The sequence below is a fragment of the Ruegeria sp. MALMAid1280 genome (genome assembly GCF_049195285.1).
GTDB lineage: Bacteria > Pseudomonadota > Alphaproteobacteria > Rhodobacterales > Rhodobacteraceae > Ruegeria.
On the sequence record NZ_JBMIRT010000056.1, the window covers coordinates 37180 to 50171 of the forward strand.

At 57.1% G+C, this 12992-nt stretch carries 14 protein-coding genes; 10 read left to right on the forward strand and 4 right to left on the reverse strand.

Going from position 1 to position 12992, the window contains the following annotated elements:
* Window positions 1-16 precede the first annotated feature (16 nt).
* The gene (locus ACOQFT_RS15605; protein ID WP_421598808.1) at window positions 17-889 is read left to right on the forward strand and encodes a LysR family transcriptional regulator; all 873 of its coding nucleotides are present in this window, start codon (window positions 17-19) and stop codon (window positions 887-889) included.
* A 92-nt stretch (window positions 890-981) separates the two neighbouring features.
* On the opposite strand, the gene ACOQFT_RS15610 is transcribed toward ACOQFT_RS15605, so the two are convergent.
* Window positions 982-3120 carry an ATP-binding protein gene (locus ACOQFT_RS15610; protein ID WP_421598809.1) on the reverse strand — a complete coding sequence of 713 codons (2139 nt, stop codon included), beginning with the start codon at window positions 3118-3120 and terminating at the stop codon, window positions 982-984.
* Window positions 3117-3824, reverse strand: a complete 708-nt coding sequence (locus tag ACOQFT_RS15615; protein WP_170448765.1) for a response regulator transcription factor — start codon at window positions 3822-3824, stop codon at window positions 3117-3119. Before ACOQFT_RS15615 ends, ACOQFT_RS15610 begins: the two co-directional genes overlap by 4 nt.
* 219 nt (window positions 3825-4043) lie before the next feature.
* On the opposite strand from ACOQFT_RS15615, the gene ACOQFT_RS15620 reads away from it, so the two are divergent.
* Window positions 4044-4772 carry an adenylate/guanylate cyclase domain-containing protein gene (locus ACOQFT_RS15620; RefSeq protein ID WP_421598811.1) on the forward strand — a complete coding sequence of 243 codons (729 nt, stop codon included), beginning with the start codon at window positions 4044-4046 and terminating at the stop codon, window positions 4770-4772.
* A 133-nt stretch (window positions 4773-4905) separates the two neighbouring features.
* Here the strand turns inward: ACOQFT_RS15620 and ACOQFT_RS15625 are convergent, their stop codons facing one another.
* The gene (locus ACOQFT_RS15625) at window positions 4906-5673 is read right to left on the reverse strand and encodes a DUF5765 domain-containing protein (RefSeq protein WP_421598812.1); all 768 of its coding nucleotides are present in this window, start codon (window positions 5671-5673) and stop codon (window positions 4906-4908) included.
* 73 nt (window positions 5674-5746) lie between these two features.
* Here ACOQFT_RS15625 and ACOQFT_RS15630 point away from each other — a divergent pair, with 73 nt between their 5' ends.
* Both ACOQFT_RS15630 and ACOQFT_RS15635 read left to right on the forward strand, forming a co-directional pair.
* Window positions 5747-6568 (forward strand): class I SAM-dependent methyltransferase, encoded by an 822-nt coding sequence (locus ACOQFT_RS15630; protein ID WP_421598813.1) that lies wholly within the window; start codon window positions 5747-5749, stop codon window positions 6566-6568.
* A gap of 138 nt (window positions 6569-6706) precedes the next feature.
* Window positions 6707-7717 (forward strand): fatty acid desaturase, encoded by a 1011-nt coding sequence (locus ACOQFT_RS15635; protein WP_421598814.1) that lies wholly within the window; start codon window positions 6707-6709, stop codon window positions 7715-7717.
* Between the two features lie 72 nt (window positions 7718-7789).
* Here ACOQFT_RS15635 and ACOQFT_RS15640 read toward each other — a convergent pair whose 3' ends face one another.
* Entirely contained in the window at window positions 7790-8824 is a 1035-nt protein-coding gene (locus tag ACOQFT_RS15640; RefSeq protein WP_421598815.1) for a zinc ABC transporter substrate-binding protein, read from the reverse strand.
* Window positions 8825-8880: 56 nt separating this feature from the next.
* On the opposite strand from ACOQFT_RS15640, the gene ACOQFT_RS15645 reads away from it, so the two are divergent.
* From ACOQFT_RS15645 to ACOQFT_RS15670, 6 genes are all read left to right on the forward strand, one after another.
* Window positions 8881-9393, forward strand: a complete 513-nt coding sequence (locus ACOQFT_RS15645; RefSeq protein WP_421598816.1) for a Fur family transcriptional regulator — start codon at window positions 8881-8883, stop codon at window positions 9391-9393.
* 2 nt (window positions 9394-9395) lie between these two features.
* Window positions 9396-10136, forward strand: coding sequence for a metal ABC transporter ATP-binding protein (locus tag ACOQFT_RS15650; protein ID WP_421598817.1), 741 nt, complete (start codon window positions 9396-9398; stop codon window positions 10134-10136).
* The gene (locus tag ACOQFT_RS15655) at window positions 10136-10933 is read left to right on the forward strand and encodes an iron chelate uptake ABC transporter family permease subunit (RefSeq protein WP_170448748.1); all 798 of its coding nucleotides are present in this window, start codon (window positions 10136-10138) and stop codon (window positions 10931-10933) included. Before ACOQFT_RS15650 ends, ACOQFT_RS15655 begins: the two co-directional genes overlap by 1 nt.
* Before the next feature lie 133 nt (window positions 10934-11066).
* Window positions 11067-11735 carry a Crp/Fnr family transcriptional regulator gene (locus tag ACOQFT_RS15660; protein WP_421598818.1) on the forward strand — a complete coding sequence of 223 codons (669 nt, stop codon included), beginning with the start codon at window positions 11067-11069 and terminating at the stop codon, window positions 11733-11735.
* A gap of 103 nt (window positions 11736-11838) precedes the next feature.
* Entirely contained in the window at window positions 11839-12051 is a 213-nt protein-coding gene (locus ACOQFT_RS15665) for a YgaP family membrane protein (RefSeq protein WP_421598819.1), read from the forward strand.
* A 46-nt stretch (window positions 12052-12097) separates the two neighbouring features.
* Window positions 12098-12982 (forward strand): MBL fold metallo-hydrolase, encoded by an 885-nt coding sequence (locus ACOQFT_RS15670; protein ID WP_421598820.1) that lies wholly within the window; start codon window positions 12098-12100, stop codon window positions 12980-12982.
* Window positions 12983-12992 lie beyond the last annotated feature (10 nt).

Below are 12992 nucleotides of genomic sequence, written 5' to 3' on the forward strand. Positions count from 1 at the left end.
TCAGGAAAATTGAAGTATGGCCATCAAGATCGAAATGCTACGCTGTTTTTGTACGGTCGCCCAGACGGGCAACCTGACCGAGGCAGCGGACCGTTTGGGGCGCACACAATCGGCCGTTTCGATGACGCTGAAGCAGTTCGAGAACCACTTGGGCAAAAAGCTGTTTGCAGGAGAACGAAAAACGCATCTGTCCGCCCTGGGCGAGCAGGTTTTTGAATTGTCCCTGAAACAGGTTCGCCAGTTTGATCAGACCGTGCAGTCCATCGAGGCGGCTGCGGATGCCACCCACGGCCTGATGCGCATCGTGTCGGTTCCCTCGGTCGCCGCGTTGGTCTTTCCCTCCGCTCTGGAATATCTGACCCATCGTTTTCCCGGCTTGAAGGTCGAATTGCGGGACACGGATACGCAACAGGTGCTGGATTCGCTTGTGGATGGCAAAGCGGATATCGGAATTGCTTCGGGGTTCCATCCGTTGAAAGGCATCAAGGCTGTTCCCTTGTTCGAGGATCAGTTTGGGCTTGTTTGTGCGTCTGACCATCCGCTTATCACACGACCAGCGCCGCCCACCCTGGATGACGTGATGGCCGCCGCATTTGTTCGGAATGCCCTGTGTGGTCTTATCCAGACACCCAAATTCGTGCAGGCAATCGCAGATGCCGATGTCACCATTCACAATACGCATTCGCTGATTACCATGGTCAGAACCGGCAAGTGGGTGACCGTGCTGCCACAAACCGTCGCGCGTTTTCTACCCGAAACCACCGCATTCCGCGCCCTCTCGGACCTGCCGGACAAACGGAAGGTCTATCTGTACGTCAAGGAAAAACCACGGTTTCAGGAGCTGGCGGATGCGTGCAGCGCCTTCATCCTGAGTAGAAAACTGTTTTGAAACGATTGAATAATCCGGGTTGTCAATTTCGGCGGATCAGCGGTCAATACTTGTCTGATGTGCTCATATCCCGAATGGAAGAGCGCGACCTGTCAAACCGTTCGTTTTTTGAGGCCCTTCAACACGGCACCACATGAATCGATCAGCTCTTTCAACTCGACGCCATAGTTTTCAGTGCCGCTTTGCAATAGCGTCTCGACCGATTTTGCCATGTTTGCAAGCTCGGTTTCACCAAAGCTCGATACGCTGCCATATACCCGGTGAACCAGAAACTCTATCCGATCCCGATCACCCTGTTTCTGAGCTTTTTCAAGCTGCGAGTGGCAATCTTCCAATGACTCCCTGAACGCCACAAAGACCTGTTCCATTTCTTCGCCGCTCAGGAACTTGCTGAGGCGCGCTTTGGTGGCTTCTGACCCCCTGGACACGTATGGCTTGTCCGAGGGGTGTTTGCCTATCGACGCCCGGATCGCGCCGTACAGAACACGTTCGTCCAGCGGCTTGGAGACGACGGCATCGAAACCCGCCGTCGTATATTCATCCAGATCTTCGGGCATCACGTTCGCAGTGACGGCTATGGTCGCAATCGTCCTTTCGGGCCGATTGGCCTTTGCAATCCTCTTGAGGTCACGCGCCAGTTGAACGCCTGTCGTATCGGGAAGGCGGATATCGGTCAGGATGCAGTCAACGTCGTCTGGCCGGAACAGTTCTTTTGCATCGCGGCCGTTTGCTGCTGCGGTGACCTCATGGCCATCTCGCTCCAACAGGCTTTTGAGGATTTCCATGCTGGTGGGATCGTCTTCGACAATCAGCACGTTCTGCTGTGTTCCCACGGTGATGGCCATTCCCGATGCCTCGGATTGGGGCGAGGGGGCGGGGGCGGCCTGAAACGGGACTTCCACCCGGAAAACCGTGCCTTCGCCCAGGCTGCTTTTCACGGAAACCTGCCCTTCCAGCGAGGTCACAAGCCCGCGCACGATCGAAAGCCCCAGCCCGGTTCCACCTATTTTGCGGGAATCTATGTTCGACGCCTGCGTGAAGGGTTCAAAAATACTGGCAACCTGATCCTCGGGGACACCGATTCCGGTGTCGCTGACCGTGAAGGCCACGGACTGTTTCGATTGCTCGAACGACAAGGTCACCGAACCTTCGTGGGTGAATTTCACCGCATTTCCAAGCAGGTTCAGCAAGATGTGCCTCAGATGCCCGCTGTTGCCGCTCAGGTAAACGCCGTCGTCGAACTGAGGGATGATCAATTGCAGATTTTTCGAACGGGCCAGCGGGCGCAGTACGGCCTCGAGATCCTGAAGGATTTCAGACAGGTTAAAGGTTTGAAATTCGTGGTCTTCGGCTTTTTCCTCAAGCCTTGCGATGTTCAGAACGTCATCGATGAGGTTTCTCATCGCCAGGCTGGACCGTTCGATTTCGTCCAGCCTTTGATCCAGCGACGCGCGGTCTTGCGGCGTCAGTTTGATCAGCCGGATATTCCCGACGATGCCGTTCAGCGGCGTGCGAAGCTCATGGCTTGCTGTCGCCAGAAACTGCGATTTTGCTTCATTCGCCTTTTCCGCGTCGTTGCGCGCCTTTTCAAGATAGACGCTTTGAACAAAGTTCGCCCGCAACGTCCTTTCCGAGAAGAACTTGGCATAAAGGCCAATCAGAACAGTCGAGCACAAAACAAAAGATGGCCCGATCCAGGTATCGATGCCGCTGCCGGAGTTATCAAACACCAGATAGTAGGACACCGGGATGAAAAGCATAAGTTGCAGCGCTGCTGAGTGAGAAAATACAAAGGGCAGAAAGACCGTTCCCGCCAAGCTGATCAGAGCAAAACGGTACAGGAAGTCTTTGGACGCATGGTCGCCGGAAAACGCAAACGCAGCCCAGATCGCCAGATACATCATGGTCCAGCCGACCGAAATGATGATGGGCAGCGTACGCGCCGGCAGCTTGTGCGAGAAAAAGAAAAGCCCAAAGATAAACGAGATGATGAACAGTCTGGCGCCCCAGACCGCCAGATCCTGTCCCGAGAATGAACGCCCATTCAGAACGAAGACTTCAAGAAGAGCGTAAACGACGTAGAACGACGCCCCGAACAACAAGGCCGTCCGGAATTGGCCGCGCGTGGATTCGAAATACCACTCGCGGTATCTGCCCTCGACGGTCTTATCAACGAAGTTCTGCGTAACCGCGTTGATAGGTTCGTCATATATGTAGGCGCGCGGTTTCAACTTCGCACCAGCCCCAGCCGATAGCCGACGCCATGAACAGTTGAGATGATTTTGGGTCCATCGCGCCCGCTGGACAGCTTTTTCCGGATTTTCGCCACCAACGCGTCGATTGTGCGCTCGCCGGCATCATGATCCGGCGACAGGGCAACAGCATCCAACAGGACCGCGCGGGACAACACCCGCCCGTTTGCGTTGACGATCGCCATCAACACATCAAATTCAGCTCGGGTGAACGGGGTCGTTTCCAGCCGCTCGTTCCACACTTGTCGTGTGTCGAGGTCAATTTCAACGTCCCCCAGACGCACGCGGGTTTCCCGGCGCGGTGCCGATGCATGGGCGTTCGTCCGCCGCAGAACCGCGTTGATGCGCGACAACAGCTCGTCGGGATCAAAGGGTTTGGTCAGGTAGTCGTCACCCCCGATGTCCAGCCCGCTGATCTTGTCGCTGGCACTGTCCCGGGAGGACACGAAAATGATGGGGGGCTGCGCCGATTTCGCCCGCATCGAACGTGCCAGCACCAGGCCGTCTTCGTCCGGCAGCCCAAGGTCAAGCAGGGCGATATCCACCGGTTTTGAGGCCAGGATCGCGCGGGCATCTGCCACGTTCGAGGCCTGCAGGACGCTGAAATGAGGCTTGAGAAGTGCGGACGTCAAAGCAAGCAGCGACGGATCATCTTCTACCAACAGTACATTCAGCTTTTTCAAAGTTCAGTCCCCAACACTCTGTTTCGATACGCGATTTCACATGGATGGACGTCGCGGCCCGCTGTGCTCTGACCCCTTTTTGGAATATGTATCCCGTGAGGCACAAGCCTAGCGTGCGCTAAACCAGCCGCTGTTAACACTTCATTAACATTTGCGTCGCGGCTTGTTGACAATATGCAAGTAGCCTGCGGTGCAAATACCTTATTTGGTGGTGCACAAATGCTGAACACATCGTTTTCAATTATTGAGCCTGTTGATTACCCCGAGATGCCCGAACCGCTGACGCCTTGGAAGAACCTTGGTTCGTTGGGCGTCATAGACATAAGCCGCGACGATCCTTCGGTCGTGAAAAGGTTCCCGACCCGGCCCGGCAAGACCAAGTTGGGTCAGGACAATCTGATCGATCAGACTTTTGAAGAGAATATTTCGCTGTGTTCCGGGGACAGCGAAAACGACAGTCTTCTGATCACGATCATGATGACTGACGTTGTGAACTCGACCGAAATAATTTCTCGTCTTGGCGACGCGAAATGGCGGGACGTGTTGGACTGTCTCGATGCGGCCGCAATCCGGACTGTTGCCCGGCACGATGGCACGCTGATCAAGCTGATGGGCGATGGGCTGCTGGCCGCCTTCCCAAGACCCAGCGCCGCAATAGCATGTGCGCGCGAATTTCAGGCCGAGGCAAGTAAGTCCGGCCTCAAGATCCGCACCGGGATTCACGCGGGCGAATGCCTGCGCACCGTGAACGACGTGACCGGGATCGCGATTGCAATTACGGCCCGTGTTCTCAGCCTCACGCCGGGCGGACATGTTTGGGTGTCCAGCACCGTCCGCGATCTGGTTCTTGGATCAGGCCTGGACTTTTCCAAGGTGGGGCCGAAGACATTGAAGGGCCTGTCGGAAGAGTGGGTCCTTTATCAACTGGCCGAGGAAGGCGCGGCTTAGGGCCGGTGTCGGTTAGGATTTTCGACTCTCACATGCGCGAGGGGGGTCTGAATGTTCAGTAGTGAACGCATTCAGATCGCAAGCACGACGAGAGGAGAAATGGTGATGCGCGGGTGAACGGGTTGTTTGGTTTCTAGAGTGTTCTTTTATATCTACCGTTCACCCTGCGCAGCACATCCCACAAAGGCCAGGACTTCACGAACAGAAACTCCCGCAAAGGCGTGAAGACAATTGTCATCACGATCCCCAGCGAAAACAGACACCAGATCGCAGGCATTTCCGTGGGGCTGGATGCTGTTGCCCAGGCCAGGGTCGGTCCGACCATCAGCTGAAAACCGGCAACTTTCCAGGCTCCGAACAGGGCTGGAAGTATGAACATCACGGAGAAATAGACCGGGAAATTCAGATCGTATTGTCGGCCAAATACCGTCGCGGGCAGGCGCTCGCCCAGGTCATTCAGCGGCAAGTGCCAACCGATATGCCAGCTTTCCTTCTTGACGCACAGATGGTCGCTGCACAGCAACCGACCGGGCCTGCACGCGCCGGCCCATTCGAAGGGGTAGATTTGTATCAACAGATACGCTCCGGTCAGCGCGCCGATGCCCAGCACCACCGGCATGATCATCCGGCGCACGTCGCTGGGGATGAAATAAAGCGCAAGGATGCAGGTGAACAACGGCTGGAACGCGATGTGCATATAGGCCAGCAGGGTTGCGACCTGGTTCTGGGGCAGGGCACATTGGCCTTCGACCGAGTAGGAGTAGCCCTGCAACATCTCGATGGCCGTAAAATACACCAGCGGAGACCAGAGCAAGGCGCTGTCGCCCTGACGAATTGCTTTTACGGTGGCGACGACCCCGACGGCGGCGATCGTATAAGAAGCTGGTCCACTCCAACACATTGTTCTATCAAAATCCGAAACTTACCATGTCGGGATCAGTATGCATTCGTTGAACCACCGAGAAAGGCCTTTTTTGATCGATGAGGTTCTGGGCGATTTCGCAAGGTTCGATTTCCCGCTGAAAGACATCTGGCTCAGCGCCGCCCGGTTCCATTTTCAGAATCTGGACCCTGAGGTTTCAGCCCTGCCGCCGGGTGCCCGCGCGCTTGAGATCGGCTGCGGGGCCGGAATACTGTTGACGTTGCTGGGGCAAAAGAACCCCGGCATCGTTCTGGAAGGGATCGAACCTTTTGCCGAAGGGTTCGAGACAATGGAAGGTGTATTGCAACACGCCCAGCGGTTGGGGGCGCAGATTCACCGGTCGGCTTACGAGGAGTATGACGCGTCACAAGCCTATGATCTGGTCTATCTGGTCAATGTGCTGGAGCATCTTCCCGATTGGCGGCACTTTCTGGATACGTTGCCGCGGTTCCTGAAACCGAAAGGGCGGTGTCTGGTGCTGTGCCCCAATTACGGGTTTCCCTATGAGCCCCATTTCAACATCCCCGTCGTCGGGTCAAAGGCAACAACCGGGCGCATGTTCCGGCGGCGCATTGACTGGGTCGAGAACACCTACGATGTGCACGGCCTTTGGAACAGTCTGAACTTTGTTCGCCTGTCTCAGATCAAGCGGCATCTGTCGGGGTCGCAGCTGAAACTCCGTGTGCGGCACGAGATAACGGACCGGATGATCGACAGGTTCAACACCGATCCCGTGTTCCAGAAGCATATCGGAGTGTTCAACACGATTGGACGCACCGCAAAGGCCCTTGGCGTGACGAAAGCGCTTCGCCTTGGGCCTTGTGAGAACATTCAGCCTTACATGTTTTTGGAGTTTTCCCGCGTGTCCGAGTGACAATTGATCATGACCGCGACCACTGCGTCATGGCAGGGTGTCTCTTCGGGCAATCGATGGGTTGACCGACCCTTGCTAAGATCAGACTGTTGGTGGCACAGTGCTTTCAGATTAGTAGATTTTGCCCAACGACAAAGAATGAACTCGATCAAAGTTCCGCGCCAGTTTGCACGAGCAGACAATTGGTCCGCCTGCAAAGCCCTGGCGATCAGTTTAATCGTTGTCGCGCTTGGGCTGGGCTTTCCCGCCGCGTTTCCCGGATCCTGGCTGTCGCTGTGTGGTGGCGCGTTGCTTTTTGGCGCGGGGATTCTGAGGCTTTATTCGATTCAGCATGATTGTGGGCATTACAGCTATTTCACGGATCGGAAGCTGAACGATCTTCTCGGCAACGGGCTTTCGATTTTTTCGGGCATTGCGCACAGCGTCCTGAGGTACAATCACAATCTGCACCACTTGCATCTGGGTGATCTGGAACACCGGGATGTCCACGAGGTTTACGTGATGACACGGCGCGAATATGAGGCGGCGCCGGTTTCCAAAAAGCTGTTTTACCGCGTCTACAGGCACCCTGTTACATTGTTCCTTCTTGGGCCGCTGCTGGTCTATTTTGTGCAATACCGCTGGCCCAGAAACACGTTGAAAGTTAGTGTTCGGGACGTACTGCTGCAGAATTTCGCAATGTTCGGGTTCTGGTTCCTGGTGGTCACGCTTCTGGGGTGGTGGGCTTTTTACGCCTTGATCCTCGGAAGCATCCTTGCGGGCAGTTTTGGCATATTTGTCGTCTATGTCGGCCACAATTTCGAGGAAACCTACTGGCGGGACACGGGCAACAAAAACGCTCATGCTGCGGCATTGAACGGGGCAAGCTCACTGCGATTGGGAGTTCTTGTCGATTTTGTTCTGTTGAATTTCGGGTTTCACGATCTGCATCACTATAACGCGAAGATCCCCTGCTATCGCCTGAAGGAATGCAATGCTGCGATAGCCCAGGACTGGAACAACGCGGCCATCGGGCTCAAGGAGTCCGTCGAATGCCTGCGGTGGCGGCTATGGGATGAAGACGCAAACAGAATGATCCCATTTCCACAATCTTTCCGGCGCGATATTCGGTCCGGATTGGCCAGTGCGTCGCGATCAGGCGGGCTGTAGGCCCCGCAAATTCGCGGGGCGCCCATCAACGACCGTCCCCGGTTCAGCTTTTGACCGGGTATTTCGCATGAACTAAAGGCAATCGGCCAGCGTCCTGGCCATGTTGCGGATGACTTGCGGGTACAGCGCCGCACCGGGCTCAAGATCGGACCCGAGCGGATCGATCACACCGGTTTTGGCTTCGGTCCCGTCCAGCACTGTCTCGACAATCCCCGGATTGAACTGCGGTTCTGCCAACACGCAATCGACGCCCTCTTCGCGGATGCGGTCCTGGATTTCGGCGATGCGCGCCGGGCTTGGGTCGGCTGCGTCACCGATCGAAATTGCGCCCGAGGCGGGGATGTCAAACGCGTCCTCGAAATACTGGTAGGCGTCGTGGAACACGACAAAACTGCCGCCGCGGACCGGTTCCAGTGTCTTGGCAACCTCGGCAGACAGCGCGGCCATTTCTTCGCGTGCGGCCGCAGCGTTTACAAAATAGGCGCCCGCATTGTCAGGGTCGGCAGCCGACAGTTGCGCCGCGATCAGGTTCAGCCAGGTTTCTGCATTTGCCGGAGACAGCCAGGCATGGGGATCATGGTCACCATGGGCGTGCTCTTCGTGGTCATGATCGTCATGCTTTTCGTGATCCTCGTCGTCATGCGCGTGCTCTTCGTCATGACCGTGGTCATCATGATCCTTGTCTTCGGAATGCTCTTCATGATCGTGGTCGTCATGCTCCTCGCTTTCCCCATGTTCATGCATCTCGAACAGGGCACTTTCACGGAAATCCAGAAGAACCGTGCCGTCCGAGTCCAGCAACGATGTGACAGTTGCACCACCGGCCAGCGTTCCCACTGCACCTTCCATCCAGGGTGTCAGGTCTTGACCGATCCAGAACACCAGATCGGCCTCTTGCAATGCGGCGGCTTCCGACGGGCGCAGGTTGTATTCATGCGGCGAGGCACCGGGCGGAACAATCAGATCCGGAGTACCAACTCCCTCCATGACCCGGGCCACCAGCGAATGAACCGGTGCGATATCGACCGCGACGTTAGGAACATCCGCCATGGCCGTTCCACCTATAAGTGCAGCCGAGATCGAGACTGGGAGAAGCTTTCTGGACATCAGACCCTCTATGTGATTTTATAACGTTACGAGCCGCATACATGATATGGAATAACATGACAAGTGACACGCATCCCATACCGGTCGAGGGGACGGCTGCGGTTGGGTTCCAGAAACATGACCACGAGCATTGCGTCGATACAGCGCTGGCCACAGCGGAAGCGCGATGCAAAGAGGAAGGTCTGCGTCTGACCCCGGTTCGGCGCAAGGTTCTGGATATGTTGCTGCAGGAACATCGGGCGCTGGGTGCCTATGCCATCCTTGATCGTTTGCGTGACGAAGGGTTCGGGTCTCAGCCGCCGGTGGCCTATCGCGCGCTTGATTTCCTTGTCCAGAACGGGTTCGTGCACAAGATCGAACGGTTGAACGCATTTGTCGCTTGCTCGCACCCCGGCGCGGCGCATTCTCCGGCATTCATGATCTGCAGAAAATGCGATGCGGTGGCCGAGGCTCAGTCCGCACCGGCCAAGGGTGTTTTGGGCGCAGCGGCGCGCGCGGCGGGTTTCGAGATCGAGCGAACGGTTGTAGAAGCCGAGGGAATCTGCCCCGACTGCACCAAAAAGGCGTAGAGATGACCCTGATCACCGTTAAGAACCTCAGCGTGCGCTATGGCGCAAATACCGTTCTGCGTCATGTGGATATGGCAATCGAGTCCGGTGAGATCGTTACCATTGTCGGTCCGAACGGATCGGGCAAGACCAGCCTGTTGCGGGCGATCATTGGTGCCACCAAGCCATCCGTGGGCAAGATTTCCCGCAAGCCCGGTCTGAAGATCGGATATGTCCCGCAAAAACTGCACATCGATCCGACCCTGCCAATCTCGGTTGAGCGTTTCATGGGTCTGACCCACCGTGTTTCACGCAAAAGCTGCGAAAAGGCGCTTGAGACGGCGGGCGTGCCTGATCTTTTGCAGCGTCAGATGTCGCAATTGTCCGGTGGGCAGTTCCAGAGGGTGTTGCTGGCCCGCGCTCTGATCAATCGGCCGGATATCCTGCTTTTGGACGAGGCGACTCAGGGGTTGGACCAGCCGGGATCGGCCGCATTCTATCGCCAGATCGAAGATGTGCGGCGCGAAACCGGCTGCGCCATTCTGATGATCAGCCATGAATTGCATGTGGTCATGAGCGCGTCGGACCGGGTAATCTGCCTGAACGGGCATGTGTGCTGCGAAGGGTCGCCAGCTGTTGTCGCCTCGGCCCCGGAATACCGGGCGCTGTTCGGCACCGGCACCGGCGGCGCGCTGGCCCTTTACCGTCATGATCATGACCACGATCACGACCACTGTGACCATTCTCAGGAAGCAGCAGAATAATGCTTGATGATTTCATGACCCGTGCCACGCTTGCGGGTGTTGGCGTGGCCTTTGCCGCCGCCCCCCTTGGATGTTTCGTCGTCTGGCGCCGAATGGCGTATTTCGGAGACGCGACGGCGCACGCAGCCATCCTTGGCGTTGCGCTTTCACTGACCTTTCAAATGTCTGTCTTCACCGGCGCATTGGCGGTTGCTTTGATCATGGCACTGACGGTCACCTTGCTGGCCGGGCGTGGCTATGCGATGGACACGTTGTTGGGGGTTCTGGCGCATTCCGCACTTGCTTTTGGCCTTGTTGCGGTGTCGTTTTTGTCGGGTGTTCGTATTGACCTGATGGCGTATCTCTTTGGCGATATTCTTGCAGTGTCACGCTCTGATCTGCTGGTGATCTGGGGTGGGGCCGCGCTTGTCGTGGCGCTGATCGCGTGGCGATGGTCGCAACTGCTGACCGCGACGCTGAACGAAGAACTGGCCTATGCCAGCGGGTTCGATCCCAAACGCGAGCAGTTGATCCTGACGCTTTCCCTGGCCGTAACAGTGGCGGTGGCAATCAAGGTGGTGGGTGTTCTGCTGATTGCGGCCATGCTGATCATTCCTGCAGCAGCCGCGCGCAGTCTGGCAAAGTCCCCGGAAACGATGGCTTTGATCGCCGCCGTAATCGGTGCGTTTTCCGCCGTTGCTGGGCTGAGGGCTGCTTACGTGTTCGATACGCCCGCAGGCCCGTCGATCGTCTGCGTTGCCGCGATCTTGTTTGGCTGCTTCAGCCTGGTTGGCTGGCAGACACGGCACCGGGCCTAGGCCGCCCGGCCATCTGCGCTGGCGGCCCCTGAGTTTGGTCAGAAAGGTTTACAACAGGCGGCAGATACGATTTCACCTTAATGAATGTGTTTGTTGGGGAACGCCCCAACGCGCCTTAGTTGAGTGGGACGCCATGGATCACACGTGGATCGACAAGTTCAAAGGTCTGAGCCGTCTGCCCGAAGATATTCGGGCAGAGCTTGTTGCAGGCAGTCAGGTCATTTCGCTGCCCGCAGGCACTCAGGTCTTTGCGCCGGGTCAGACGGCGGACAATCTGTTGCTGTTGCTGGACGGCACCGTTCGGGTGCAGCAGAAATCGGATACCGGCCGAGAGGTTTTTCTGTACCGGGTTCATGCCGGTGAAAGCTGCGTCTTGACCACCGCCTGCATGCTGGCGTTCGAGGATTACTCGGCCGACGGTCTCGCCGAAACCGACATCACCGCCGTTGCCATCCCCCGAAACACGTTTGACGGTCTGGTTGCGAAATCGACGGTGTTTCGCGAGTTTGTCTTTACCGCATATTCCCGGCGGATCACTGATCTGTTCACATTGATCGACGACATCGTTTTTCAACGCATGGACGTACGACTGGCCGCACGATTGCTAGAGCTTGCGGACGACTACAACGTCGTGCATGCAACCCACGCCATTCTTGGAACCGAGCTGGGGACCGCGCGCGAGGTGATCTCGCGCACCCTGTCCGAATTCCAGCGCCGCGGCTGGGTCGAGCAAGCCCGAGGTGAGGTTCGTCTGACCGAACGCGAAGGGCTGGAGCATATGGTCAAAGCCAGCGCCGCCTGAGATATTCCGATTTTCCATAACTCGCGGCTTTGGTGACCAAGTCACCAAAGGTCCGACCCCGGCTGTGCGATTGAAAGCCCATCGATTCTCGATGGAGTGAGACATGACCACAAATATGGGAAAAATTGACCGCACCCTGCGCATCGTGATTGCCGCTGCCCTGGCTTATGCCGCCCTTGGAACAACCGTGCTTGGCACCGGTGCCCTGTTCTGGCTGGCGTTGATCGTCGCGGCGGTCTTCACGCTGACGGCTTTTGTGGGGAACTGCCCGCTCTACCGCATCGTCGGCCTGAAAACCTGCAGCAATTGTGGCTGACCGGAACGGTTGCCACACCCTGAATACGACCCGGAGGAGACACCACATGACGACCTATCCCGTAAACATGGCCGTAAAACCCGACGTTTTCGCGTATTTTGACGCGGCCACGAATACCATCAGCTATATCGTCAAGGATCCGGGTTCGAACGCCTGCGCCATCGTCGACAGCGTCATGGATATCGATTACGCGGCGGGCCGTATCACCTTTGATCACGCGGAGGAACTGATCCGCGTGATCACGGAAAAAGGGCTGAAGCTGGAGTGGATCATCGAAACCCATGTCCACGCCGATCACCTTTCGGCCGCGCCGTATATTCAGGAAAAGCTTGGCGGCAAGATCGGGGTCGGTGCCAAGATCACCGTAGTGCAGGATACATTCGGCAAGGTCTTCAACGAAGGCACCGAGTTTCAGCGCGACGGGTCGCAATTCGATGCCCTGTTCGAGGATGGCGACACCTACATGATCGGCACGATGCAAGCCTTTGCCATGTATACGCCCGGTCACACCCCGGCCTGCATGGTGCATGTGATGGGTGATGCGGCCTTTGTTGGTGACACCTTTTTCATGCCCGACGGCGGCTCGGCCCGTGCTGATTTCCCGGGCGGGGATGCGGGGGTTCTCTACGACTCGATCCAGAAGGTTCTGGCCCTGCCAGATGAAACTCGGCTGTTCATGTGCCACGACTACGGGCCCAACGGGCGCGATATCGCCTGGGAAACCAGCGTGGCCGAGGAAAAAGCCCACAACATCCATGTCGGTGGCGGCAAGACGAAGGAAGAGTTCGTCAGGTTCCGCACCGAACGCGATGCCACGCTTGCCATGCCCAACCTCATCATCCCCTCCCTGCAGGTCAACATGCGGGCCGGAGAGGTGCCGACCGACGCGGATGGCAAACCGATGCTCAAAGTGCCGGTCAACGGGCTGTAAGCCGCAAAAG